This window comes from Herbiconiux sp. (assembly GCF_004297105.1).
Classification (GTDB): Bacteria; Actinomycetota; Actinomycetes; order Actinomycetales; family Microbacteriaceae; genus Herbiconiux.
Genome location: NZ_SCVE01000018.1, coordinates 1 through 23,270, shown reverse-complemented (window position 1 = coordinate 23,270; position 23,270 = coordinate 1). Strand labels below are relative to the sequence as shown.

Sequence of the window (23,270 nt, the reverse complement as noted above, 5' to 3'; positions counted from 1 at the left end):
CGCGGCCGCCACGGTCAGGCGGCGAGCCGTCCGTCGACGAGATTCACGACGCCGTTCATCCGGGGGAGATGCACCAGATCGTGCGTCACGAGCAGGGTCGACGTGCCCAGACGCTCGGTCAGCTCGGAGATGAGCCGGATGATGCTCGCGCCGCGCGCCTGGTCGAGTGCGCTCGTGGGCTCATCGACCAGCAGCACGCTCGGCTCGTTCATGAGAGCCCGGGCGATGTTCACCCGCTGGCGCTGACCGCCGGAGAGCTGGTGGGGGCGCTTGTCGCCCTGCGCGGAGAGCCCCACGGCGTCGAGCAGGTCGTCGGCGTGCGCGGCGACTCCTCGGCGCCGGCGACGGCCATGAGGAGCGCCCAGCTCGTTCATCACCTGCAACTGCTCGCGCGCCGTGAGCGACGGTACGAGGTTCGACTGCTGGAACACGATGCCCACCTTCTCCCGCCGCAGTACCGCCGCCGCACCGCGGCTCAGCTGGGCGGCGTCGACATCGTCGATCAGCACGCGGCCCGAATCGGGCCGGATGAGCGTGGCCGCCACCGCGAGCAGGCTCGACTTGCCGGAGCCGCTCGGACCCGTGATCGCGGTCACGGTGCCGGGATGCGCCGTGAGAGTCACGTCGTCGACAGCGGTCACCCGCGAGTCGCCGTCGGGGAAGGTCAGTGTGATGTGGTCGAGGCGGATCATCGGTTGCTCCCGAGGGCGGTGAGGGGGTCGGCGGAGGTGACGGAACGGAGGGCGAAGGCTGCCCCGGCGAGTCCCAGCACGATCATGATCGCGCCGGGGAGAAGAGTGGTGAGAGGGCTGAGCAGGAACGGCAGGGCCGATCCTGCGAGAGAACCGGCACCCGCCACGACGAGCAGGCCGACGCCGATGCCCAGCACGAGCACGACCAGCGCCTGCCCGAGAGCGTCGCGCACGAGGGAGGCGGTGCTGGCACCGAGGGCCTTGAGCACGGCGATGTCGGCGCGACGCTGCATGGTCCAGACGGTGAAGAAGGCGCCGATCACGAGCGCGGAGATGCCGAAGAGCATGGCCACCATGAGCAGCAGCGATCCGATCTCCGACCGGAAGGCGCTCAACGCCGTGAGCGAGGCGAGCGGGGTCTGCGACATGGTCGTGGTCGTGGCATCCGTCGCGCTCCAGTCGGGATCGCCCGTGACCGCGAGCACGGTGGCGTAGGCGTCCGGGCTGCCGGTGGAGGCCGCGAGGGCCTGCCAGGCGGGCAGCGTCATCTGCACCAGGGGCGTGTGGCTGTACCATCCGTCTCCCGCCACCGACTCGACGGTGTAGGTGGTTCCGGCGATCACGACCTCGTCGCCCAGCGTCACCCCGAGAGCATCGGCGGCAGGCACGGAGAGGGACAATGCGTCGTCGTCGGTCGGCCCCGTTCCGCTGAACCCCGGGGGCACCCCGAACACGGCGATCGCGGCGCGGGTGTCGCCGGCCTCGGCGCGGGTCTGGCTGATGCCGATCGGTTCGGCGGCGAGCACGCCGGGGGTCGAGGCCCATGCCTCAGTCTGCTGCTCCGTCACGGACGAGTCGGAGAACGACGGGCCGCTGTCGCCCGGTCCGGGTGCCGAGAAGACGAGACGATCGGCAGGGAGATCGAGCACGGCGGAGACGTTCTGCGTGGCGAGTCCTCCCGTCAGCCCGCTCAGGAAGCCCACGAGCACGGTGATGAGTGCCACCACCGAGGCGATCAAGGCGAAGCGGCCGCGGGCGAAACGGAGGTCGCGAAGGGCGACGAACATGGGTGGGGGTCCTTTCCGGTCGCCGGATGAGGCGACACCCCACGGTCTCGTGCGCCGCCGCCGCGGTCATCGCCCCTCTGCACGGTGTCGCGCGCCCGAACGGCCGATCCGTCTCTCGTCCTTTCGGAGGATGGGTGGCGGAGGCCGGACGCGTAAAATTCAGCCCATGACCCATACCGCGCTGACCCCGGTCTTCGTGGGTCTGCGCACCGGCCTGCACGTGCTGGTGGTGGCGCTGACGGCGCTCGTGATCGTTCGTGCGATCGTGGTGCCGCCGAGCGGGCACGCGGGTCTCGTCATCGCGCTCTCGGTGGTGTTCCTGCTCACCTACGCGTTCGGGGCCGTCGCCGCGCGCCCGGGTCGCGGCCGCGGCCGTCGACTCGCACTCCTCTGGCTGGGGGTGCTGACGGTCGAATGGATCGTCCTGGTGTGGCTGACGCCCGAGGCCGCGTATCTCGTGTTCCCTCTCTTCTTCCTCTTCCTGCACCTGCTCGGGCGCTGGTGGGGTTCCGCCGCCATCGTGGTGGCGACCGCGGTGGCGATCGGTGCGCTCGGCGTGCACGGGGGCTTCACGGTGGGCGGCGTCGTCGGGCCGCTCGTGGGGGCCGGGGTCGCCCTGCTGATCGGTCTCGGCTACCAGGCGTTGGCGCGCGAAGCGGCTCAGCGCGAGGGGCTGATGCAGGAGCTGCTCGACACCCGCGACCGACTGGCGGCCACCGAGCACGAGGCGGGGGTGCTCGCGGAGCGCGCCCGACTGGCCAGGGAGATCCACGACACCGTCGCCCAGGGGCTGTCGAGCATCCAGATGCTGCTCCACGCCGCCGAGCGCGCCGACCCCGAGAGGCCCGGCATCGAGCACATCCGCCTCGCCCGCGAGACCGCAGCGGTGAGTCTCGCCGACGCGCGCCGGTTCATCCGCGAACTCACCCCTCCGCAGCTCGACGACGAGGGGCTCGGGGGTGCTCTGCGCCGGCTCTCGTCGTCGCAGTGGGCGGCCCAGGGTCTCGACGTGACCGTGCGCGTCTCCGATGCGATCCCGTTGCCCATGCACCTGCAGACCGCGCTGCTTCGCATCGCGCAGGGAGCGGTCGCCAATGTGATCCAGCACGCGCACGCCCGGTCGGCCACGATCACGATGACGATCCACCGGGATGAGCTGCACTTCACGATCTCCGATGACGGAGACGGCTTCGATCCCGTCGCCGCCGAGCAGGGTGGCAGCTCGTCGGACTCGTTCGGCCTGAGGGCCACCCGCGAACGTGTGGAGCAGCTCGGGGGAGTCGTCTCGGTCGACACGGCGCCGGGTGCCGGCACGACGCTGTCGGTGGCCTTGTCGCTCGAGGCGGCGCCGTGATCCGGCTCGTGGTGGCCGATGACCACCCCATCGTGCGCGCCGGCTTGACGGCACTGTTCGCTCTCGAAGACGACATCGAGGTCGTCGCGGAGGCGGCGACTCCCGATGATGCGGTGCGCGCGGCAGCCACCGAGAATCCCGACATCGTGCTGATGGATCTGCAGTTCGGGCCCCGCGGCGGGGTCACGGGCGCCGACGCGACCCGTCGCATCCGGCAGCTCGACGCGCCGCCCTACGTGCTGGTGCTCACGAACTACGACTCGGATGCCGACATCCTCGGTGCGGTCGAGGCGGGGGCGAGCGGCTACCTGCTGAAGGATGCGCCTCCGCACGAGCTCATCGCGGCCGTGCGCGCGGCGGCGGCCGGCGAGAGCGCGCTCGCCCCCGTGATCGCCACGCGGCTGCTCGACCGGATGCGGTCACCGCGCGTGAGTCTCAGCTCACGCGAGATCGAGGTGCTCGACCTCGTGGCCGCGGGCCGTTCGAACACCGAGATCGCAGCGGCACTGTTCGTGAGCGAGACGACCGTGAAGTCGCACCTCGCCCACATCTTCTCGAAGCTCGACGTGTCGTCGCGCACCGCGGCCGTCTCCGAGGCGCGGGCGCGAGGCATCCTGCGGTGAGCGCGCCGATCTCTCCGGCCCCCACCCGCTGGATCGTCGCCGGCCAGCTCGGACCCCTGTTCGACGACGGCGGTCCGATGATGATCGTCGAGGCGAGATCGGTGTTCGGCCGCCGGCCGATGCACCGCGCGAAGGCCCACCTGGTGCTCTCGGCCCTGAGGCACCGTGCGGCCGAACTCGGCGACCGCGTGGAGTATCACCAGGTCGAGCGGTATTCCGAGGTCGTCGACGGCCGAACCGACCTCGAGGTCATCGACCCGACATCCTGGTCCGCCCGGCGCTTCGTGCGGCGGCGTCCCATCGCGATCCTCCCGAGCCGGGGGTTCGTGACCGCGGAGGAGGATTTCCGCACCTGGGCGGACTCGCGAACCGGAAAGAGATTGCTGCTGGAAGACTTCTACCGCGGGGTGCGGGAGCGCACCGGCATCCTCATGCGCGGCGATCAGCCCGAGGGAGGCCGCTGGAACCTCGATCACGACAATCGCAACCCGCCGCCGAAGAATGCGGCCCGCCTGGGGCTGCCGGAGCCGTGCTGGCCGGTCGAGGACGAGATCGACCAGCAGGTGCGCGCCGATCTCGACCGCTGGCAGGCCGACGGGCTGGTGCAGCTGGTGGGCGACGACGGTCCCCGCCGGTTCGCCGTCACCCCCGCGGAGGCCGAGCGGGCCCTCGCCGACTTCGTCGAGGCGCGGCTCGGCGACTTCGGACCGTTCGAAGACGCGATGCTCAGTGGCGACTGGACGATGGCGCACTCGCTCCTCAGCGTGCCCCTCAACCTCGGGCTGCTCGACCCCGTCGAGGCCATCCAGACCGTCGCCGCCGAGCACGCCGCCGGGCGGGCGCCGCTCTCGAGCGTTGAGGGCTTCGTGCGCCAGATCATGGGCTGGCGCGACTACGTCTGGCACCTCTACTGGTATCTCGGCGAGCCGTACCGCACCACCAACAACGCACTCGGGGCGCACAACCCGCTCCCGGAGGCGTTCACCCGACTCGACCCGGCGGCGATCGAATCGAACTGCCTCCGCGAGACCATCGACGGGATGCGCCGGCACGGCTGGGCGCACCACATCCAGCGGCTCATGGTGCTCGGCAACTGGGCATTGCAGCACGGCTACGATCCCGTCGCGCTCAATGACTGGTTCGTCGACATGTTCGTCGATGGCACTCCGTGGGTGATGCCGGCGAATGTCATCGGCATGTCCCAGCACGCCGACGGTGGCGTCGTCGCCACGAAACCCTACGTCTCCGGCGGCGCGTACATCTCGAAGATGTCCGACTACTGCGGCGGATGCGCGTTCGACCCGAAGGTGCGCCTCGGCGAGAACGCCTGCCCGTTCACGGCGGGCTACTGGGCGTTTCTCGACCGGGTGGAGCCGCGCATCCGGAGCAACAGCCGCATGGCTCAGCCGCTCGCCGGGTTGCGACGGCTCGCCGATCGCGCCGCCATTGTCGACCAGGAGAACAACCGCGACCGCTGGTGAGCGGCGGCTTGGCTGCCTGCGCGGTGCACGGATCGCGCAGATCCGCACCGGATGAGAAGCAGATTCGATATCGTGATAACCGATGCCCACTGATCGCACCATCACGGTTGCCGGGATCACGTCTCCCGTGCGGATCGTGACCGACCGGTGGGGTGTCTGGCACGTCTCGGCCGACAGCGCGGCGGACGTCTATTACGGCCAGGGGTACGCCCAGGCCCGCGCCCGGCTCTTCCAGATCGACCTGTGGCGTCGTCGCGGTCTCGGACGGCTCTCCGCCGTGCTCGGAGCGGACCACGTCGAGCTCGACGCCGCCGCTCGACTGTTCCTGGCCCGCGACGAAGCGGGGGAGAGCGCCGCGGAGTTCGGCGCGGGAGCACGCGAGGCCATCGACTCGTTCGTGCGCGGGGTGAACGCCCGCATCGCGGAGGTGCTCGCCGATCCCGCCAATCTGCCGGTGGAATTCCGAGCGCTCGGCTACCGGCCGGAGCTCTGGAGCCCGGACGACGTGACCCGCATCCGCATCCACGGCCTCACCGCGAACGCGGAGGAGGAGGTCGCTCGCGCGATCACCCTCGCCACGACGACGCCGGATGTCGAGCGGCTGCGCCGCCCTCTGGAGCCCGCGGTCAGCCCCGTGGTCCCCGAGGGCCTCGACCTCACGGCCATCGATGAGAGCATCCTCGAGGTCTACCGGGCCGCTCGCCTCCCGGTGGTCTTCCCGACCGCCGCCGGGGTGACGGTGCCCGCGTCGAGTCCGCTCGACGGAAGCAACAACTGGGCCATCGCCGGATCGCGCACCGCGACCGGCCGGCCGGTGGTGGCGAGCGACCCGCACCGCATCATGACGTTCCCGTCGCTCCGCACGGTCATCCATCTCTCCTGCCCGGAGTTCGACGTGATCGGCATGAACGAGCCGTACATGCCCGGTGTCACCGCGGGCCACAACGCGCACGTCGCGTTCGGCATCACGATCGCCCCCGCCGATCTCGAGGACGTCTACGTCTACGAGTTGCACCCCACCGACGATGACCTCTACCGCTATGACGGAGGCTGGGAGCGCATCCGCTCCGTTGTCGAGATGATCCCCGTCGCCGGTGCCGAGCCCGAACCCGTCACGCTGCGGTTCACCCGGCACGGCCCGGTTCTGAGGGTCGACCCGGCCGCTCGGCGGGCGTTCGCCCTGCGTGCGGCATGGCTCGAGGCCGGCATGACCCCGTATCTGGCCAGCATCTCGGTGGCGTCGGCGACGAGCACGGCCGACTATCTCGAACGCCTGGACCGCTGGGGCAACCCCGTGCTCAATCACGTCGTGGCCGACACCGCGGGGTCGATCGCCTGGCAGTGCGCCGGACGAGTGCCGATCCGGCCGAACTGGGACGGCCTCCTGCCGGTTCCCGGCGACGGTCGCTACGAGTGGGCCGGCTATCGCACCGCCGCAACCCTTCCGCGGATCGTCGACCCGGAGGCGGGCTGGGTACGGTCGGCGAACCAGTACAACCTGACCGACGACCCCGACCACACCGGGGGGCCCACGTCGTACGAGTGGTACTCCGGCTTCCGGGCCCGTCGCCTCGCCGCCGCTCTCGGCGAACGTTCCGACTGGGACGTCGAGTCGTCTGCCGCGTTGCAGAACGACTACCTCACCGAGTCGGTCGCCGACGTCATCGGCCACCTCGCCACCCCGTTCGCCGAGGAGGACGCCGAATTCGCGCGCGCCGAGATCGTCGCCTGGAACCGGCAGACCACCATCGACTCGCGCGCCGCCCTGATCTTCGACCGGTGGCTCTACCGGCACCTGCCCCGCCGGATCCGCGCGGAGGCGGGCCGTCGCCTCGCGCCGGGCGCTGCCGACCAGGCCACGGCCATCCTCCTCGACGTGCGCCGGATGACCCTCGGAGACCCCCGTCCCGACATCGCGCTCCTCGCCGAGAGCGCCTCCTGGGCGCCCTCCACCACGTTCCGCTCGACCCGGCACCTCATCGAGCAGACCCTGGCGGCGACCGTGCGGGAGCTGAGCTCGGAGTTCGGTGACGCTGCAGGGTGGGCGTGGGGCGCGGCCCACGTGTCGCACCTGAAGCATCCGCTGCACGGCGTACCCGGCATCGCGGCAGAACTCACCGACACGGGCCGCCACCCGAAGAACGGCAGCTCCGACACCGTGGGTGTGGCCTTCGGCGCCGACGGGGTGCAGACTCTCGGCGCCAACACCCGCGTGGTGATGGAGGTGGGCGACTGGGACCGTTCGGTCTACATCAACTCACCCGGGCAGCACGGCGACCTCGAGAGCTCTGCAGCCCGCGACCAGTTCGCCGAGTGGCTCGCCGACGCCACTCGCCCGTTGCTCTTCTCGGCGTCGGCGATCGCCGCAGCGGCCGTGGCGGAGACGGTTCTCCTGCCCGAAGTCTGAGTCAGCAGCGTGCGTCGGCCGACACCCCACGACGGCCCGGTACGATTGGCACGCCATGTATTGCCCTTACTGCCGCTACCCCGACTCCCGCGTCGTCGATTCGCGCACCACCGACGACGGTCTCGCCATCCGCCGACGCCGCCAGTGTCCCGATTGCGGCCGGCGGTTCAGCACCACCGAGACCGCCAGCCTCAACGTCATCAAGCGCTCCGGTGTGGTCGAGCCCTTCTCGCGCGAGAAGATCGTGAGCGGTGTGCGCAAGGCCTGCCAGGGGCGGCCCGTCACCGACAGCGACCTGGCCGTTCTCGCCCAGCGCGTCGAAGAGACGGTACGGCTCTCCGGCGCGGCACAGATCGAGGCCAACGACATCGGCCTCGCCATCCTTCAGCCACTGCGTGAGCTCGACGAGGTGGCCTACCTGCGGTTCGCCAGCGTCTACCAGGGGTTCGACTCGCTCGACGACTTCGAGGCGGCCATCACGCTGCTTCGGGTGGAGCATCAGCACGCCGAGCAGGATGAGGCGACAGGCGGCTCGACCGGTGCATCCGGTTCGGCCGGTTAGCCGCCGATGTACGAACTCCTCTTCCGGCACGTGCTGTCGCGGATGGATCCCGAGCGCGCCCACCACCTCGCCTTCTCGGTCATCACCGCCATCCCGAAGCTCCGGCTCGACGGCGTGTTCACGCGCCTGACGAAGGCTCCGGTCGACCTGTCGGTGCACACCCTCGGCCGTCGGTTCCCGACCCCGTTCGGCCTCGCCGCCGGGTTCGACAAAGACGCCAAGGGCATCCGCGGATTCGGGGCACTCGGATTCGGGCACGTCGAGGTGGGCACCATCACGGCGCGTGCCCAGCCGGGCAACCCGCGGCCCCGCCTCTTCCGGCTCGTGCCCGATCGTGCCGTGATCAACCGCATGGGCTTCAACAACGGGGGAGCGGCGGCCGCGTCACTCCGGCTCGCCCGGGTACGATCGCTGCGCCACGAGCGTCCCGTGATCGGCGTCAACATCGGCAAGAGCCGCGTGGTCGACGTCGAGGATGCGATCGACGACTACCTGCAGAGCGCTCGCGCGCTGGCCCCGATGGCCGACTACCTCGTGGTCAATGTGTCATCGCCCAACACTCCCGGCCTGCGCGGCCTGCAGGAGATCGACAAACTCGCGCCGCTCCTCAGTGCGGTGAAGGCGGAGGCGCGTGCGACACCCCTCCTCGTGAAGATCGCTCCCGATCTGAGCGACGACGAGGTGCGTGCCATCGCGGCCCTCGCCGTGGAACTCGGCCTCGATGGCATCATCGCCACGAACACCACCCTCTCCCGGGAGGGTCTGAAGACGGATGCCGCGGTCGTCGAGGCGGCCGGTGCCGGCGGGCTCTCGGGAGCCCCACTGGCGAGCCGGGCGCTCGAGGTGCTCCGCATCATCCGGTCGGTCGTGCCCCGCGAGCTCTGCGTGATCTCCGTCGGCGGCGTCGACACGGCCTACGACGTCGATCAGCGGCTCCTTGCGGGCGCGACCCTGGTGCAGGGCTACACCGCGTTCCTCTACCGGGGCCCGTTCTGGGCGCGCCAGATCAATCTCGGGCTCGCCCGGCTCCGCACGACGAGGACGCCCGAGCTCTGACCCCGCGAGCGCAGCGCGCTACTTGGGGAACTCGCCGCGCTTCACCTGCGGCTTCGGCAGGCGAAGACGACGGAACTGTACGGCGCGCATGGTGGCGTACCAGCGGATGCGCTCCACCTTGTCGGCCCCGAACTTCTCGCGCAGCTTCTTGTTCAGCCGGAAGCCGAGGAGCACGCAGTCGACGATCACGAGCACCACGAAGGCGTACAGGCCGAGCATGCCGCCCGACTGGAGCTCCTGCGACGGGATGAGCGTCAGCAGGATGACGATGAACATGACGGGGATGAGGATCTCGCCGATGTTGAAACGCGCGTCGACGTAGTCGCGCACGTACTTCTTCTGCGGGCCCCTGTCTCGGGCGGGCAGGTACTTCTCGTCACCGTTGGCCATGCCGATGCGGGCCTTCTCGCGCGCCTCCTGCTGGCGGCGCTTGTAGTCCTTCGACGCCTCTTTGCGGTCGGTGGGCACGAGCGGGCGCAGGTTCGCGGCTTCGCGCTCCTTGCGGGTGGGTGTCGCGTGTCCCTTGCCGGTGATCGTCTGCTCCTCCACAGGAGGTTCGATGACGGCGTCGGTCGGAGATGATTTCTTAGCCACGGTGTCCTCGTTCGTTGATCTCTTAAGATTACCTGCATGATCGACCAAGACGTCCCTCCGTTCTCCCAGGCTTCCGGCCGGGAGGCGGCCATCGCCGAGTCGGTGCGGCTGGCCCTGCCGGCGAGCATCGCCGATCTCACCGACCTGGTGCGCATCCCCTCGGTCTCCTGGAGTGCGTTCGACCCGGCCCATGTGGCGGCCAGTGCCGATGCCGTCGCGGGCCTCTTCCGCGAAACCGGGGTGTTCGACGCGGTCGACATCCTGAATTCCACGACGTCATCGGGCGAGAGCGGCCAGCCGGCCGTGCTCGCCACCCGCGCCGCCAGGAACGGCCGGCCCACCGTTCTCCTCTATGCCCACCACGACGTGCAGCCCCCCGGTCAGGATGCCGACTGGCAGTCCCCGCCCTTCGAGCCCACCATCCGGGGCGACCGCCTCTACGGCCGTGGAGCCGCCGACGACAAAGCGGGTGTGGTCTCGCACCTCGCCGCCGTGCGAGCGCTGCGCGAGGTGGCGGGTGACGACTTCGACCTCGGACTCGTGGTGTTCATCGAGGGGGAGGAGGAGTTCGGCTCCCGCTCCTTCGCGAACTTCCTCGCCGAGAACAAGCAGCGCCTCGCCGCCGACGTCATCGTGGTGGCCGACTCCGACAACTGGAACGAGGCGACCCCCTCGCTCACGGTCAGCCTCCGCGGCAATGTCACCTTCCGCCTCACGGTGTCGACGCTCGCGCACGCCTCCCACTCCGGCATGTTCGGGGGAGCTGTTCCGGATGCGATGATGGCGGCCTTCCGTCTCCTCGCGAGCTTCCACCACGACGACGGCTCCGTGGCAGTCGAGGGTCTCGTCACCCGCGAGGCCGACACGCCCGAGTACACCGAGGAGACCCTCCGTGCGGAGGCCGGCCTCCTCGACGGTGTGCAGCCCATCGGAGACGGCACCATCCTGTCGCGGCTCTGGAACAAGCCCACCGTCACGATCACGGGCATCGACGCGCCCACGGTCGCCAATGCCTCGAACACGCTCATCCCCAAGGTCGCGGTTCGGGTCAGCTGCCGTATCGCCCCGGGCCAAGACCCGGCTGCCGCCTATGAGGCGCTGGCGGCGCACATCCGCTCGCACACGCCGTTCGGTGCCGTGGTGGAGATCGACGACATCGACACCGGCAGCCCCTTCCTCGTCGACACGAGCGGCTGGGCCGTCACCGAGGCGCTCTCGGCGATGCGCGATGCCTGGGGTGCCGAGCCCGTCTCCGCGGGAATCGGCGGCTCGATCCCGTTCATCGCCGACCTCGTGCGCGAATTCCCCGCGGCACAGATCCTGGTCACCGGGGTCGAAGACCCGCACACGCGCGCGCACAGCCCCAACGAGTCCCTCCATCTCGGCGTGTTCGCGCGCGCCATCGCCACCGAGGCGCTCCTGCTGTCGCGGCTCGATCTGCGAACCGGGAATGAATAGCCGGCACCCCCGGTTCTGAGAGTTAGACTTCCGTCATACTTACGAGCTTCCGAGCGAATGGAGTGCACATGAGCGACATCACCCTCACCTCGCCCAACGCGAAGGTGGACGCCGACACGGTGGCCCCCGAGCACAAGGTGGGCATCACCCCGGCCGCGGGCGCCAAGGTGAAGAGCCTGCTCGAGCAGGAGGGGCGCGACGACCTCCGTCTGCGCGTGGCCGTTCAGCCCGGCGGATGCTCGGGCCTCATCTACCAGCTCTACTTCGACGAGCGCATGCTCGACGGCGACGGTGTGGTCGACTTCGACGGCGTCGAGGTCATCGTCGACAAGATGAGCGTGCCGTACCTCGAAGGTGCCACGATCGACTTCGAAGACACCATCCAGAAGCAGGGGTTCACGATCGACAACCCGAACGCCGGCGGCAGCTGCGCGTGCGGAGACTCGTTCCACTGATTTCCCTCGTCGAAAAAGGGGCCGTTCCTCCGGGAACGGCCCCTTTTTCGTGCCCTAACACACCTTCATCCGGTGTGCCTGTGGCAACGGCGAGGAAATCGACACAGTAGGCTAGGAGAAGGTCAAATACACTGAGGTGTAGCTTCCCGAAAGGTCTCTGGTGCGCTCTAACAGACGTCTCCGATGGGCCGCGATTCCTGTCGCGGCGCTCATGTCCGTTGTTCTCGCCGGGTGCACGCAGGACCAGCTCCAAGGCTGGCTTCCCACGGAGCCCGGTACCACGAACAACGTCGACTCGGTCATCGGCCTCTGGGTCACATCCTGGATCGTGCTGCTCATCGTGGGAGTCATCACCTGGGGCCTCACCATCTGGGCCATCGTGGTGTACCGACGCCGCAAGGGCCAGACCGGTCTGCCGGCTCAGCTGCGCTACAACATGCCGATCGAGATCTTCTACACGATCGTCCCCCTCATCCTCGTGCTCGGCTTCTTCGCATTCACGGCCCGCGACCAGGCGCAGATCGAGGCGAAGTACGACAACCCCGACGTCACCATCCAGGTGTTCGGCAAGCAGTGGGCGTGGGACTTCAACTACGTCGACTCCGATGTCTACTACGCCGGTGTGCAGGGTCAGGCCGACCCGGCCGACGACAACGGCAACCTCGTCGAGTCCGAACTGCCGGTGCTCTACCTGCCCGTGGGCAAGCAGGTGCACATCCAGCTCGAGTCGCGTGACGTCATCCACTCCTTCTGGGTCATCGACTTCCTCTACAAGAAAGACATGCTGCCCGGCAAGACCAACGACATGTACGTCACGCCCGAGCGTGAGGGCACGTTCAGCGGCAAGTGCGCCGAGCTCTGCGGCGAGTACCACTCGATGATGCTCTTCAACGTGAAGGTCGTCTCCCAAGACGAGTACGACGCCTACATCCAGTCCCTGAAAGACGCGGGCAACACCGGTCAGCTGGGTCACGAGTACGACCGCAACCAGAACCTTCCGGGCATCGGTCAGCCCGCGAAAGAAGAGTAGGAACGCGACATGACTGCCACAGTTGACGTCTCGCCCGTCACGCCGCCTCCGGTTCCGACACCGTCGAAGACCGTGGGCCGCAAGGGCAACATCGTGGTGAAGTGGATCACGTCCACCGACCACAAGACCATCGGGTACATGTACCTGATCGCCTCGTTCATCTTCTTCTGCCTCGGTGGAGTGATGGCACTCGTCATCCGCGCCCAGCTGTTCGAGCCCGGCCTCGAGCTGCTGCAGACGAAAGACCAGTACAACCAGCTCTTCACGATGCACGGCACGATCATGCTGCTGATGTTCGCGACGCCGCTCTTCGCGGGCTTCGCCAACGTCATCATGCCGCTCCAGATCGGTGCTCCGGATGTCGCGTTCCCGCGTCTGAACGCCTTCGCCTTCTGGCTCTTCCTCTTCGGCTCGCTCATCGCGGTCTCCGGCTTCCTCACCCCCCAGGGTGCGGCTTCCTTCGGATGGTTCGCCTACGCGCCGCTGTCGAGTACGACGTTCACACCGGGTGACGGTGGAAACCTCTGGGTGTTCGGGCTCGGGCTCTCCGGTTTCGGCACCATTCTCGGTGCGGTGAACTTCATCACCACGATCATCACGCTCCGTGCCCCCGGCATGACGATGTTCCGCATGCCGATCTTCACCTGGAACATCCTGGTCACGTCCATCCTCGTGCTCATGGCCTTCCCGGTTCTGGCCGCGGCCCTGTTCGCCCTCGGTGCCGACCGGGTGTTCGGTGCTCACGTCTACGACGCGGCGAACGGCGGTGTGCTGCTCTGGCAGCATCTGTTCTGGTTCTTCGGCCATCCGGAGGTCTACATCATCGCGCTGCCGTTCTTCGGCATCGTCTCCGAGGTGTTCCCTGTCTTCAGCCGTAAGCCGATCTTCGGCTACAAGACACTGATCTACGCCACGATCTCCATCGCTGCGCTGTCGGTCACGGTGTGGGCGCACCACATGTACGTCACCGGCTCGGTTCTGCTGCCGTTCTTCGCCTTGATGACCATGCTCATCGCTGTGCCGACGGGTGTGAAGATCTTCAACTGGATCGGCACGATGTGGCGAGGGTCAGTGACCTTCGAGACACCCATGATCTGGGCCATCGGCTTCTTGATCACCTTCACGTTCGGTGGGCTCACGGGTGTCATCCTCGCGTCGCCGCCGCTCGACTTCCACGTCTCCGACACCTACTTCGTGGTGGCGCACTTCCACTACGTGGTGTTCGGTACCGTGGTGTTCGCCATGTTCTCGGGCTTCTACTTCTGGTGGCCCAAGTGGACGGGCAAGATGCTGAACGAGCGTCTCGGTCACTGGCACTTCTGGCTGCTCTTCATCGGCTTCCACACCACGTTCCTCATCCAGCACTGGCTCGGTGTGCTCGGTATGCCGCGTCGGTACGCCACCTACCAGCCTGAAGACGGCTTCACCTGGATGAACCAGTTGTCGACGATCGGTGCGTTCATCCTGGCCGCCTCGCTCATCCCGTTCTTCCTCAACGTGTACATCACGGCGCGACGTGCTCCGAAGGTCACGGTGAACGACCCGTGGGGTTACGGACGCTCGCTCGAGTGGGCCACCTCGTGCCCGCCGCCGCGGCACAACTTCACGTCGATCCCGCGCATCCGGTCGGAGTCGCCTGCGTTCGACCTCAACCACCCCGAGGCCGGCATCCCGGTCGGAGTGGGTCCGGCGAAAGACGCTCCGGATGCCCCCACGTACGACATCGCGCAAGACAAGGTGAAGTAGCCCATGAGAGTCAATACCAACCTCTTCTGGATCCTCACGGTCTTCTTGGCGCTCATGGCGGCCGTGTACACCGTGTGGTCGCTCATCTGGTACGACGGTCAACTCGAATGGGTGGGCACCGTTGCGATCGCCCTGTGTGCCATGCTGTCGGCGTTCCTGGCGTTCTACCTCAGCCGCGTGCACAAGGCCCAGGGTGCGGAGTTGCCCGAAGACCTCCTCGACTCGAACATCGACGACGGCGACCCCGAGATGGGTTTCTACAGCCCGTGGAGCTGGTGGCCCATCATCCTGGCCGGTTCCGGCGCGCTGATGGTTCTCGGCTTGGCTGTGGGCTTCTGGCTCTGCTTCATCGCGGTGGCCGTGCTGCTCATCGCGATCGTCGGTTGGGTCTACGAGTACTACCGCGGCTACTTCGCCCGCTAGACCCACGCACAGCCCTCTTCAGAGGCCCGCACCCTTCGGGGCTGCGGGCCTCTGTCGTTTCTGCCGCGATGGCGCTACGCCGGCGAGCCGGGCTTTGCCGGCACCCGGCACCCGGCACCCGGCCGCCTGGCACCCGGCACCCGGCACCCGGCCGCCTGGCACCCGGCACCCGGCCGCCGGGGACGTTGGCACCCGGCAACCGGCACCCGGCAACCGGCACCCGGCCGCCGGGGACGTTGGCACCCGGGCGCGTTGGCAGCCAAGGGTGTTGGCATGCCGGGAGTGTTGGCATGCCGGGAGTGTTGGCATGCCGGGAGTGTTGGCATGCCGGGAGTGTTGGCATGCCGGGAGTGTTGGCATGCCGGGGATGTTGGCATGCCGGGGATGTTGGCATGCCGGGTTGGCCGCCCGGGGAGATCGCCCCACCAACGTCGATTTGCCACATCTTGTGGCAAGTCGCGTCCCCGCCCAACACTTGGTGGCAAGTGGGGGAGCGGACCGGCGGGGCGAGTGTGGGCGTGTGGGTGTGGCCGGTTTGGGCGCGGGTGCAGAGGTTGCCACATCTTGTGGCAAGTCGCGTCCCCGGCCAACACTTATTGGCAAGTGGGGGAGCCGACCGCCGGGGCGAGCGCGGGCGTGTGGGTGTGGCCGGGCTGAGGCGCGGGTGCAGGTTGCCACACCTTGTGGCAAGTCGCGTCCCCAGCCAACACTTGGTGGCAAGTGGGGGAGCCGACCTCGGGGGCGAGTGTGGGCGTGAGGGCTTGGCAGGTGGGCGCGGGTGCGGGTTGCCACATCTTGTGGCAAGTCACGTCCCCGGCCGACACTTGGTGGCAAGTGGGTGGGTGGGAGTGGCGGGTGAGTTTGGCCGTGGGGATGTGGCCTGCTTGAGGCGCCGGCGCCGGTGCAGGTTGCCACATCTTGTGGCAAGTCATCCCTCCAGCCGACAGTTGGCGGCAACGGGCTCGGCGGGCAGGCTGGCGGTCACGCTGGGTGGTGCCGCAGGTGAGGGCGCTCCTTAGACCACAGGCCTCATCCCCAACCCGACACGCGAAAGCGCCCGCCCCCGGAGGGACGGGCGCTTTCGCGTGGGGGAGAGGGCTAGTGGTTCGAGCCACCCTCGATCTCGCCGTGGCCGTGGTGGCCCGACTCGAGCTCGGCCTTGGAGGCCGGAGCGATGCGGTCTTCGAAGAACCACCGCGACATGCGAGCACGGAAGCGCATGCCGCCCGTGATCTTGCCCTGCGCATTGGGCCGCAACATGATCGGCTCGTAGACCTCGTAGTCGACCAGCTTCCAGCGCTCGTACTCGTCGACCTGCTCGTGCACCTCGATGTACTCGCCACCGGGGAGGCGCACAATACGGCCCGACTCGTAACCGTGCAGCACGATCTCGCGATCCTTCTTCATGAGCGCGATGCAGACGCGCTTCGTGACGAAGTAGGCGATGAACGGGCCGAGCACCACCCAGGCCTGGATCGTGTGGATGACTCCCTCGATCGACAGCTGGAAGTGCGTGGCCATGAGGTCGGACGACGCCGCAGCCCAAAGGCCCGCGTAGAACGTGACGCCGGCGGCGCCGATGGCGGTGCGGGTGGGAGCGTTGCGCGGACGGTCGAGGATGTGGTGCTCGCGCTTGTCGCCCGTGACCCAGCCCTCGACGAACGGATAGATGGCCACGAGAACCAGCAGGCCCACCAACGCCAGCACCGGAACGATGATGTTGAACGACCAGGTGTGGTTGAGCCAGACGAACTCCCAGCCCGGCGGAATGAGACGCAGAGCCCCATCCGCGAAGCCGATGTACCAGTCGGGCTGGGTACCCGCCGAGACCGGCGATGGATCGTAGGGACCGTAGTTCCAGATCGGGTTGATCGTGAAGAACGACGCCATGAGGGCGATGACACCGAAGACCAGGAAGAAGAATCCACCGGCCTTGGCGGCGTACACCGGGAGGATCGGATAACCGATCACGTTCTGCTCGGTGCGACCCGCACCCGCGAACTGGGTGTGCTTGTGCACCACCACGAAAACGAGGTGCAGCGCGAGCGCCGCCACGAGTATCGCGGGGAGCAACAGGATATGGAGCGTGTAGAAGCGCCCCACGATCTGGGTTCCCGGGAACTCGCCACCGAACAGGAGGAACGACGTCCAGGTGCCGATGAACGGGATGCCCTTGATCAGACCATCGATGATGCGCAGACCGTTGCCCGAGAGCAGATCGTCGGGGAGCGAGTAGCCCGTGAAGCCCTCGGCCATGGCGAGCACGAAGAGCGTGAAGCCGATGACCCAGTTGAGCTCACGCGGCTTGCGGAACGCGCCCGTGAAGAACACGCGCAGCATGTGCAGACCGATGGCGGCGATGAACAGAAGAGCTGCCCAGTGGTGGATCTGGCGAACCAGCAGGCCACCTCGCACATCGAAGGAGATGTGCAGCGCCGAATCCATGGCGGCCGACATCTCGACGCCCTTGAGCGGCACGAAGGAGCCGTCGTAGTGCGTCTCGACCATCGAGGCCTGGAAGAAGAACGTCAGGAACGTACCCGACAGGATGATGACGACGAAGCTGTAGAGCGCCACCTCACCGAGGAGGAACGACCAGTGGTCGGGGAAGATCTTGCGCCCGAACTCCTTGACCACACCCGAGATGCTGGTGCGTTCCTCGAGGTAGTTCGCCGCGGCCGCGGTGAAGCCGCCGCTCTTACGCACGACCGGGGTCGCGTCGGCCGATCCGGCCGGTGCATCCGTTCGATCGATGGTGCTGGTCATGGACGCTCCCAGAAACTAGGGCCGACGGGCTCGTGGAAGTCGCTCTGGGCGACGAGGTAGCCCTCGGAGTCGACCTCGATGGGCAACTGGGGCAGCGGACGCTTGGCAGGACCGAAGATGACCTCGCACTCGTTCACCACGTCGAAGGTCGACTGGTGGCACGGGCAGAGGAGGTGGTGGGTCTGCTGCTCGTAGAGCGCCACCGGGCAGCCGACGTGCGTGCAGATCTTGGAGTAGGCGACGATGCCGTCGTACGACCAGCTCTCGCGACCAGGGCTGATGTTGAGGTCGGCGGGGTTCAGACGCATGAGCAGCACGGCTGCCTTGGCCTTCTGCTCGAGCCGGTCTTCACGCTCGTTGAGGCCCTCGGGGATGATGTGGAACACCGACCCGATGGTGACGTCGGCCGCTTTGACCGGTGTGCCGGAGGGGTCGAGCGTGAGGCGCGAGCCCTTCTTCCACATCGTGTGGCTGAGCAGCTCCACCGGGTCTTGGTCTTGCGGGCCGAGGCCGCGGAACAGCACCAGTCCGGGGAGGGGGAAGGCGATGATGGCGCCGATCAGGCTGTTGCGGATGAGGGTGCGGCGACCGAAGCCCGACTCGCGGTCGGCCTCGTCGAAGATCTCGATCGCACGCGCCTGCGTCTCGGCCGAACCGGCGACGGGGTGGCGGAGGTCGATGCCCTCCTTGTCGGCCATGAGGGCCTTGCCCCAGTGCACGGCACCGAGACCGATTCCGAACAGTGCCAGCGCGATACCCACACCGATGAAGAGGGTGTTGAGCCGCAGGGCCGCGGGATCGCCGTCTTCGATCGGGAACGCCATGTACGACGCGACGGCGAAGATGCTGCCGGCGATCGACAGGTAGAAGAGCGTGTAGACCGTGCGTTCGGCGTGCTTGTTCTTCTTGGGGTCGAGATCCGTCACGCGCTTGCGGTGCGGCGGTTCTCCCGGATTGACGACATCGGACCCAATGACCGCGGTGCCGGTCGATGCGCCTCGACTCGTCTCGACGGCCGACGAATCGGAGGCGGCCGAATGCGGACCGCTCACCTCGTCATGTGCCATTGTGTTCCCTTTCGAGCTTGCTGATGCTGTGTGCAGTACCTGAAGACGTTTTCGGCTAGTTCGACTTGGCCGTGATCCAGACCATCAGGCCGATGACCGCCCCGAGGCCGAAGATCCAGACGAACAGGCCCTCCGCGACCGGACCGAGCGAGCCGAGCTCGTTTCCACCGGGCGAGGGGTTGTTCTCGATGTACTTCAGGTACGTGATGATGTCGCGCTTGTCTTCGGGCGACAGGTTGTCGTCGTTGAAGACCGGCATGTTCTGCGGGCCGGTGAGCATGGCCTCGTAGATGTGGGTGGCGAGCACGCCGGTGAGCTCCGGGGCGAACTTGCCCTCGGTGAGCGCGCCGCCGGCGCCGGCGACGTTGTGGCACATGGCGCAGTTGACGCGGAACAGTTCGCCACCGTTCGCGGCATCTCCGTCGGCCTGCAGGAGGCTCTCATCGGGGATGGCCGGGCCGGGGGAGATGGAGGCGACGTATGCGGCGAGTGCGGCTGTCTGCTCGTCGGTGAACTGCACCGGCTTCTGCATGGCCTGGGGGCCCTGCATCGCCATGGGCATGCGTCCGGTGCCGACCTGGAAGTTGACGGCAGCGGCGCCGACGCCGATGAGGCTCGGGCCATCCGCTGTGCCCTGCATGTCGAGGCCATGGCAGGAGGCGCAGTTGGCGGCGAACAGCTTCTCGCCCTCGTCGATGACGCTCTGGCTTGCGGCGGTGTTCGTGTCGGCGGATGCGGTGGTGGTGCTGCTGAAGAGAGCGTAACCACCGCCCGTGACGACCAGACCGATAGCAATCAGCACGACAGTTGCCAAGGGATGGCGTCTGTTGGCTTTCCTGCTCTTGCGGGCCATTCTCTCTACTCTCTTTTCGGGAAGACGCTGGTGGTGAAGACGTCGGGGGAGCGGGGCGGCCGTGCTATTTCAGCACGTAGATGACGAGGAACAGGCCGATCCAGACCACGTCGACGAAGTGCCAGTAGTAGGAGACGACGATGATCGACGTCGCCTCCTTGTGGCCGAAGTTCTTGACGGAGAAGACGCGGCCGAGCATGAGGAGCATGGCGATGAGACCGCCGGTCACGTGCAGTGCGTGGAAGCCGGTGGTGAGGTAGAAAGCCGAGCCGTAGGCGTTGGCGTCGATCGTGATGCCCTCGGAGACGAGGGTGGCGTACTCGAGCACCTGGCCCGAGACGAAGATGGCGCCGAAGGCGTAGCCGAGGAACATCCACTCGGTGATGCCCCACTTGAAGGGGCTCCATCCCGTGCGCTTCGTCTGGCCGCGCTCGGCGGCGAACACCGCGAACTGCACCCAGAACGAGGAGATGACCAGGATGATCGTGTTCACGAGCGCGAACGGCACGTTGAGGATGGTGGCCTGTTCGGCCCACGCTCCCGGGTTCGTGGACCGCAGGGTGAAGTAGATGGCGAACAGGCCGGCGAAGAACATGACCTCGCTGCCGAGCCACACGATGGTTCCCACCGCCACGATGTTGGGGCGCTGAACCATGGGGGCACTCTGAGAATGGGTCAATGAGCTGCTCGTCACTGTTCCATTATGTCCGAATTCACAGCTGGTTTTTGCAATTGGGGGTCTAGGGCCGAGAGCACCGGCGTGTCTCGGTGAGTCGTGGCCCCATAGGATCCTTGATATGGCTGAAACGCACTCCTGGCCCGGCATGATCGCTCACCTTCTGGCGGGGCGTGATCTCTCCATCTCGGAGGCCACCTGGTCGATGAATCAGGTGATGGAAGGCGCCGTGACGGAGGCCCAGCTCGCCGGATTCCTGGTGGCGCTGAGGGCCAAAGGGGAGACCGTCGACGAGATCGTGGGCTTCCGCGACGCGATCCTCGACCACGCCCTTCCGCTGAAGGTCGACCCGTTCGCACTCGACATCGTCGGCACGGGCGGCGACTCGTTCGGAACGGTGAACGTGTCGACGATGGCGTCGATCGTCGCCGCGGCGAGCGGTGTGCCCGTCATCAAGCACGGCAACAAGGCGGCCAGCTCGCTCTCCGGTGCATCCGATGTTCTGAGTGCTCTGGGGCTCGACCTCGATCTGGAGCCCGAGCGAGTGGCCGAGGTGCTGCTCGATACCGGGATCTCGTTCGCCTGGGCCGCGAAGTTCCACCCCGGTTTCAAGAATGCGGGCGCTGTGCGGTCGCAGCTCGGCGTACCGACGGTGTTCAACTTCCTCGGGCCGCTGTGCAACCCGGCGCGCACCGAGGCTTCAGCGGTCGGAGTGGCGCAGCTCGACAGGGTGCCGCTCATCGTGGGCGTGTTCCAGACCCGCGGGGCGACCGCACTGGTGTTCCGCGGCGACGACGGGCTGGATGAACTCACCACCACGGGGCACAGTCACATCTGGGAGGTGTCGCGGGGATCGGTGAAGGAGCACGACCTGAATCCCCGGGAGCTGGGCATCCCGACGGCCTCGATCGACGATCTGCGCGGGGGAGACCCTCAGTACAACGCCGGAGTGGTTCGCGAGACACTCGCAGGAAAGACCGGGCCGGTGCGCGACATGGTGGTTCTGAACGCGGCCGCCGGCCTCGTGGCCTTCGAGCTGGCGTCCGACCCGAGCGAGGTCGACCGCACCATGGTCGAGAGGCTCGCGGAGAAGATGACGATCGCGGCCGAGGCGATCGACTCGGGCGCTGCGACGGCCAAGCTCGCCGAGTGGATCGCCGCCACCCGAGCCTGAAACCACGAGATCCGTCAGTTTTTGTTCGAATCTCTCGAATTTCGAACAAAAACTGACGGATCTGCGGTCGCGGCGGCTAGTTCACGTCGGCGTCGACCCAGTCGAGGGTCTTCGTGACGGCCTTCTTCCAGTTGCGGTAGAGGCGGTCGCGCTCGGCCGAGTCGAGGTCGGGCGTCCAGCGGGAGTCCTCCTGCCAGTTGGCGCGCAGCTCGTCGAGGTTCGCCCAGTAGCCCACCGCGAGGCCGGCCGCGTAGGCCGCACCGAGCGCGGTCGTCTCGGCGACGACCGGGCGGATGACGGGTACGTTCAGGATGTCGGCCTGGAACTGCATGAGCGTGTTGTTCGCGATCATGCCACCGTCGACCTTGAGCTCCGTCAGGTCGACGCCGGAGTCGGCGTTGACCGCATCCAGCACCTCCTTGGTCTGGAAAGCCGTGGCCTCCAGCGCGGCGCGGGCGATGTGGCCCTTGTTCACGTAGCGGGTGAGGCCCACGAGCGCACCACGGGCATCCGATCGCCAGTACGGCGCGAACAGTCCCGAGAACGCGGGCACGAAGTAGGCGCCGCCGTTGTCGTCGACCGTCTTGGCGAGGTCTTCGACCTCGGGAGCGGACGAGATGATGCCGAGGTTGTCGCGCAGCCACTGGATGAGCGAACCCGTGACGGCGATCGACCCCTCGAGGGCGTAGTGCGGTGCCTCGTCGCCGATCTTGTAGCCGAGGGTGGTGAGCAGCCCGTTCTTCGACTTCACGATCTCCGTGCCGGTGTTGAAGATCAGGAAGTTGCCGGTGCCGTAGGTGTTCTTGGCCTCGCCGGCGTCGAACGCCGCCTGGCCGAAGGTGGCCGCCTGCTGGTCGCCCAGGATGCTCGCGACGGGTACCTCGCGGAGAAGCGAGGACGTGTGGACCGTGCCGTACACCTCGGAGGAGGAGCGGATCTCGGGCAGCATCGACTTCGGGACCCCAAAGGCCTCGAGGATGTCGTCGCGCCACTCGAGGGTCTCGAGGTCCATGAACATCGTGCGTGAGGCGTTCGTGACATCCGTGGCGTGCACACCTCCGTCGACGCCGCCGGTGAGGTTCCAGAGGACCCAGGAGTCGGTGGTGCCGAACAGGAGGTCGCCCGCCTCGGCCTTCTCGCGCGCGCCCTCGACGTTCTCCAGGATCCACACGATCTTGGTGCCCGAGAAGTAGGTGGCGAGGGGGAGGCCCACGATGTCTTTGAAGCGCTCGACGCCGCCATCCGCGGCAAGACGGTCGACGATGTCCTGGGTGCGCGTGTCCTGCCACACGATGGCGTTGTAGACGGGCTCGCCCGTGTTCTTGTCCCAGACGACAGCGGTCTCCCGCTGGTTCGTGATGCCCACGGCCTTCACGTTGTGCCGGGTGATGTTGGCCTTGGAGAGCGCCTGGCCGATGACCTCGCGCGTGTTGTCCCAGATCTGCTTAGGGTCGTGCTCGACCCAGCCGGCCTTGGGGAAGATCTGGTCGTGCTCGAGCTGACCCTGCGAGACGATCGACCCCGAGTGGTCGAACACGATGGCCCGGGTGCTGGTGGTTCCCTGGTCGATGGCGATTACGTAGTCCGTCATGGCAACTCCTTCGTTATGAGACGGCGTGAAAAGAATTCGGGCCGGTCCACTTCACTGTGGACCGGCCCGCTGAGTGCTAGGTGAGGATGGGGAGCAGCGGGATGGCGAGCAGCCCCGCGAGCACACCACCGATGATCGGGCCCACCACGGGAACCCACGAGTACGACCAGTCGGAAGACCCCTTGCCCTTGATCG

The 23,270-nt window shown here is 67.5% G+C and carries 20 protein-coding genes and 1 pseudogene; 12 read left to right on the top strand and 9 right to left on the bottom strand.

Translation table 11 applies throughout. The annotated features are described in order from the left end of the window. Window positions 1-14: 14 nt before the first annotated feature. On the bottom strand, window positions 15-692 hold the full coding sequence (locus EPO52_RS13695; protein ID WP_290807417.1) for an ABC transporter ATP-binding protein: 678 nt from the start codon (window positions 690-692) through the stop codon (window positions 15-17). Then, the gene (locus EPO52_RS13690) at window positions 689-1,759 is read right to left on the bottom strand and encodes an ABC transporter permease (RefSeq protein ID WP_290807415.1); all 1,071 of its coding nucleotides are present in this window, start codon (window positions 1,757-1,759) and stop codon (window positions 689-691) included. Before EPO52_RS13690 ends, EPO52_RS13695 begins: the two co-directional genes overlap by 4 nt. 166 nt (window positions 1,760-1,925) lie before the next feature. Here EPO52_RS13690 and EPO52_RS13685 point away from each other — a divergent pair, with 166 nt between their 5' ends. From EPO52_RS13685 to EPO52_RS13660, 6 genes are all read left to right on the top strand, one after another. After that, complete coding sequence (locus EPO52_RS13685) at window positions 1,926-3,113, top strand: sensor histidine kinase (RefSeq protein WP_290807413.1); 1,188 nt, start codon at window positions 1,926-1,928, stop codon at window positions 3,111-3,113. Beyond that, window positions 3,110-3,736, top strand: coding sequence for a response regulator transcription factor (locus EPO52_RS13680; protein WP_290807411.1), 627 nt, complete (start codon window positions 3,110-3,112; stop codon window positions 3,734-3,736). The genes EPO52_RS13685 and EPO52_RS13680 overlap by 4 nt, the downstream gene beginning before the upstream one ends. Continuing rightward, window positions 3,733-5,217 carry a cryptochrome/photolyase family protein gene (locus EPO52_RS13675; protein ID WP_290807410.1) on the top strand — a complete coding sequence of 495 codons (1,485 nt, stop codon included), beginning with the start codon at window positions 3,733-3,735 and terminating at the stop codon, window positions 5,215-5,217. The genes EPO52_RS13680 and EPO52_RS13675 overlap by 4 nt, the downstream gene beginning before the upstream one ends. A gap of 82 nt (window positions 5,218-5,299) precedes the next feature. Beyond that, the gene (locus EPO52_RS13670) at window positions 5,300-7,624 is read left to right on the top strand and encodes a penicillin acylase family protein (RefSeq protein WP_290807409.1); all 2,325 of its coding nucleotides are present in this window, start codon (window positions 5,300-5,302) and stop codon (window positions 7,622-7,624) included. 55 nt (window positions 7,625-7,679) lie between these two features. Continuing rightward, window positions 7,680-8,186 (top strand): transcriptional regulator NrdR, encoded by a 507-nt coding sequence (gene nrdR / locus EPO52_RS13665; RefSeq protein WP_290807408.1) that lies wholly within the window; start codon window positions 7,680-7,682, stop codon window positions 8,184-8,186. 6 nt (window positions 8,187-8,192) lie between these two features. Continuing rightward, a complete protein-coding gene (locus tag EPO52_RS13660) occupies window positions 8,193-9,242 on the top strand; it encodes a quinone-dependent dihydroorotate dehydrogenase (RefSeq protein ID WP_290807407.1) in 1,050 nt (349 codons plus the stop codon). Between the two features lie 18 nt (window positions 9,243-9,260). On the opposite strand, the gene EPO52_RS13655 is transcribed toward EPO52_RS13660, so the two are convergent. After that, window positions 9,261-9,836: a DUF3043 domain-containing protein gene (locus EPO52_RS13655; RefSeq protein WP_290807404.1), complete on the bottom strand. Its 576-nt coding sequence runs from the start codon at window positions 9,834-9,836 to the stop codon at window positions 9,261-9,263. A gap of 36 nt (window positions 9,837-9,872) precedes the next feature. Between EPO52_RS13655 and EPO52_RS13650 the strand changes: the two genes are divergently transcribed. The 5 genes from EPO52_RS13650 (at window position 9,873) to EPO52_RS13630 (ending at window position 14,948) form a co-directional block, all read left to right on the top strand. Beyond that, the gene (locus tag EPO52_RS13650) at window positions 9,873-11,294 is read left to right on the top strand and encodes a dipeptidase (protein WP_290807402.1); all 1,422 of its coding nucleotides are present in this window, start codon (window positions 9,873-9,875) and stop codon (window positions 11,292-11,294) included. 68 nt (window positions 11,295-11,362) lie between these two features. Continuing rightward, window positions 11,363-11,749 (top strand): iron-sulfur cluster assembly accessory protein, encoded by a 387-nt coding sequence (locus tag EPO52_RS13645; protein WP_290807401.1) that lies wholly within the window; start codon window positions 11,363-11,365, stop codon window positions 11,747-11,749. A 160-nt stretch (window positions 11,750-11,909) separates the two neighbouring features. Beyond that, window positions 11,910-12,779 (top strand): cytochrome c oxidase subunit II, encoded by an 870-nt coding sequence (coxB, locus tag EPO52_RS13640; RefSeq protein WP_290807399.1) that lies wholly within the window; start codon window positions 11,910-11,912, stop codon window positions 12,777-12,779. Between the two features lie 9 nt (window positions 12,780-12,788). Then, on the top strand, window positions 12,789-14,525 hold the full coding sequence (gene ctaD / locus EPO52_RS13635) for a cytochrome c oxidase subunit I (RefSeq protein WP_290807397.1): 1,737 nt from the start codon (window positions 12,789-12,791) through the stop codon (window positions 14,523-14,525). A gap of 3 nt (window positions 14,526-14,528) precedes the next feature. Beyond that, window positions 14,529-14,948 carry a cytochrome c oxidase subunit 4 gene (locus tag EPO52_RS13630; RefSeq protein WP_290807396.1) on the top strand — a complete coding sequence of 140 codons (420 nt, stop codon included), beginning with the start codon at window positions 14,529-14,531 and terminating at the stop codon, window positions 14,946-14,948. Window positions 14,949-16,046: 1,098 nt separating this feature from the next. Here EPO52_RS13630 and EPO52_RS13625 read toward each other — a convergent pair. From EPO52_RS13625 to EPO52_RS13610, 4 genes are all read right to left on the bottom strand, one after another. Then, a complete protein-coding gene (locus EPO52_RS13625; protein ID WP_290807395.1) occupies window positions 16,047-17,714 on the bottom strand; it encodes a ubiquinol-cytochrome c reductase cytochrome b subunit in 1,668 nt (555 codons plus the stop codon). Beyond that, window positions 17,711-18,781: a Rieske 2Fe-2S domain-containing protein gene (locus EPO52_RS13620; RefSeq protein WP_290807394.1), complete on the bottom strand. Its 1,071-nt coding sequence runs from the start codon at window positions 18,779-18,781 to the stop codon at window positions 17,711-17,713. The genes EPO52_RS13625 and EPO52_RS13620 overlap by 4 nt, the downstream gene beginning before the upstream one ends. Window positions 18,782-18,836: 55 nt before the next feature. Then, a complete protein-coding gene (locus EPO52_RS13615; protein WP_290807392.1) occupies window positions 18,837-19,634 on the bottom strand; it encodes a cytochrome c in 798 nt (265 codons plus the stop codon). 64 nt (window positions 19,635-19,698) lie between these two features. Beyond that, window positions 19,699-20,289 carry a heme-copper oxidase subunit III gene (locus tag EPO52_RS13610; protein WP_290807390.1) on the bottom strand — a complete coding sequence of 197 codons (591 nt, stop codon included), beginning with the start codon at window positions 20,287-20,289 and terminating at the stop codon, window positions 19,699-19,701. Window positions 20,290-20,431: 142 nt separating this feature from the next. Between EPO52_RS13610 and trpD the strand changes: the two genes are divergently transcribed. After that, window positions 20,432-21,484, top strand: coding sequence for an anthranilate phosphoribosyltransferase (trpD, locus tag EPO52_RS13605; RefSeq protein ID WP_290807388.1), 1,053 nt, complete (start codon window positions 20,432-20,434; stop codon window positions 21,482-21,484). A 76-nt stretch (window positions 21,485-21,560) separates the two neighbouring features. On the opposite strand, the gene glpK is transcribed toward trpD, so the two are convergent. Then, a complete protein-coding gene (gene glpK / locus EPO52_RS13600; RefSeq protein ID WP_290807386.1) occupies window positions 21,561-23,075 on the bottom strand; it encodes a glycerol kinase GlpK in 1,515 nt (504 codons plus the stop codon). A 76-nt stretch (window positions 23,076-23,151) separates the two neighbouring features. Next, window positions 23,152-23,270: pseudogene (locus tag EPO52_RS13595) on the bottom strand (aquaporin); the annotation flags it as partial.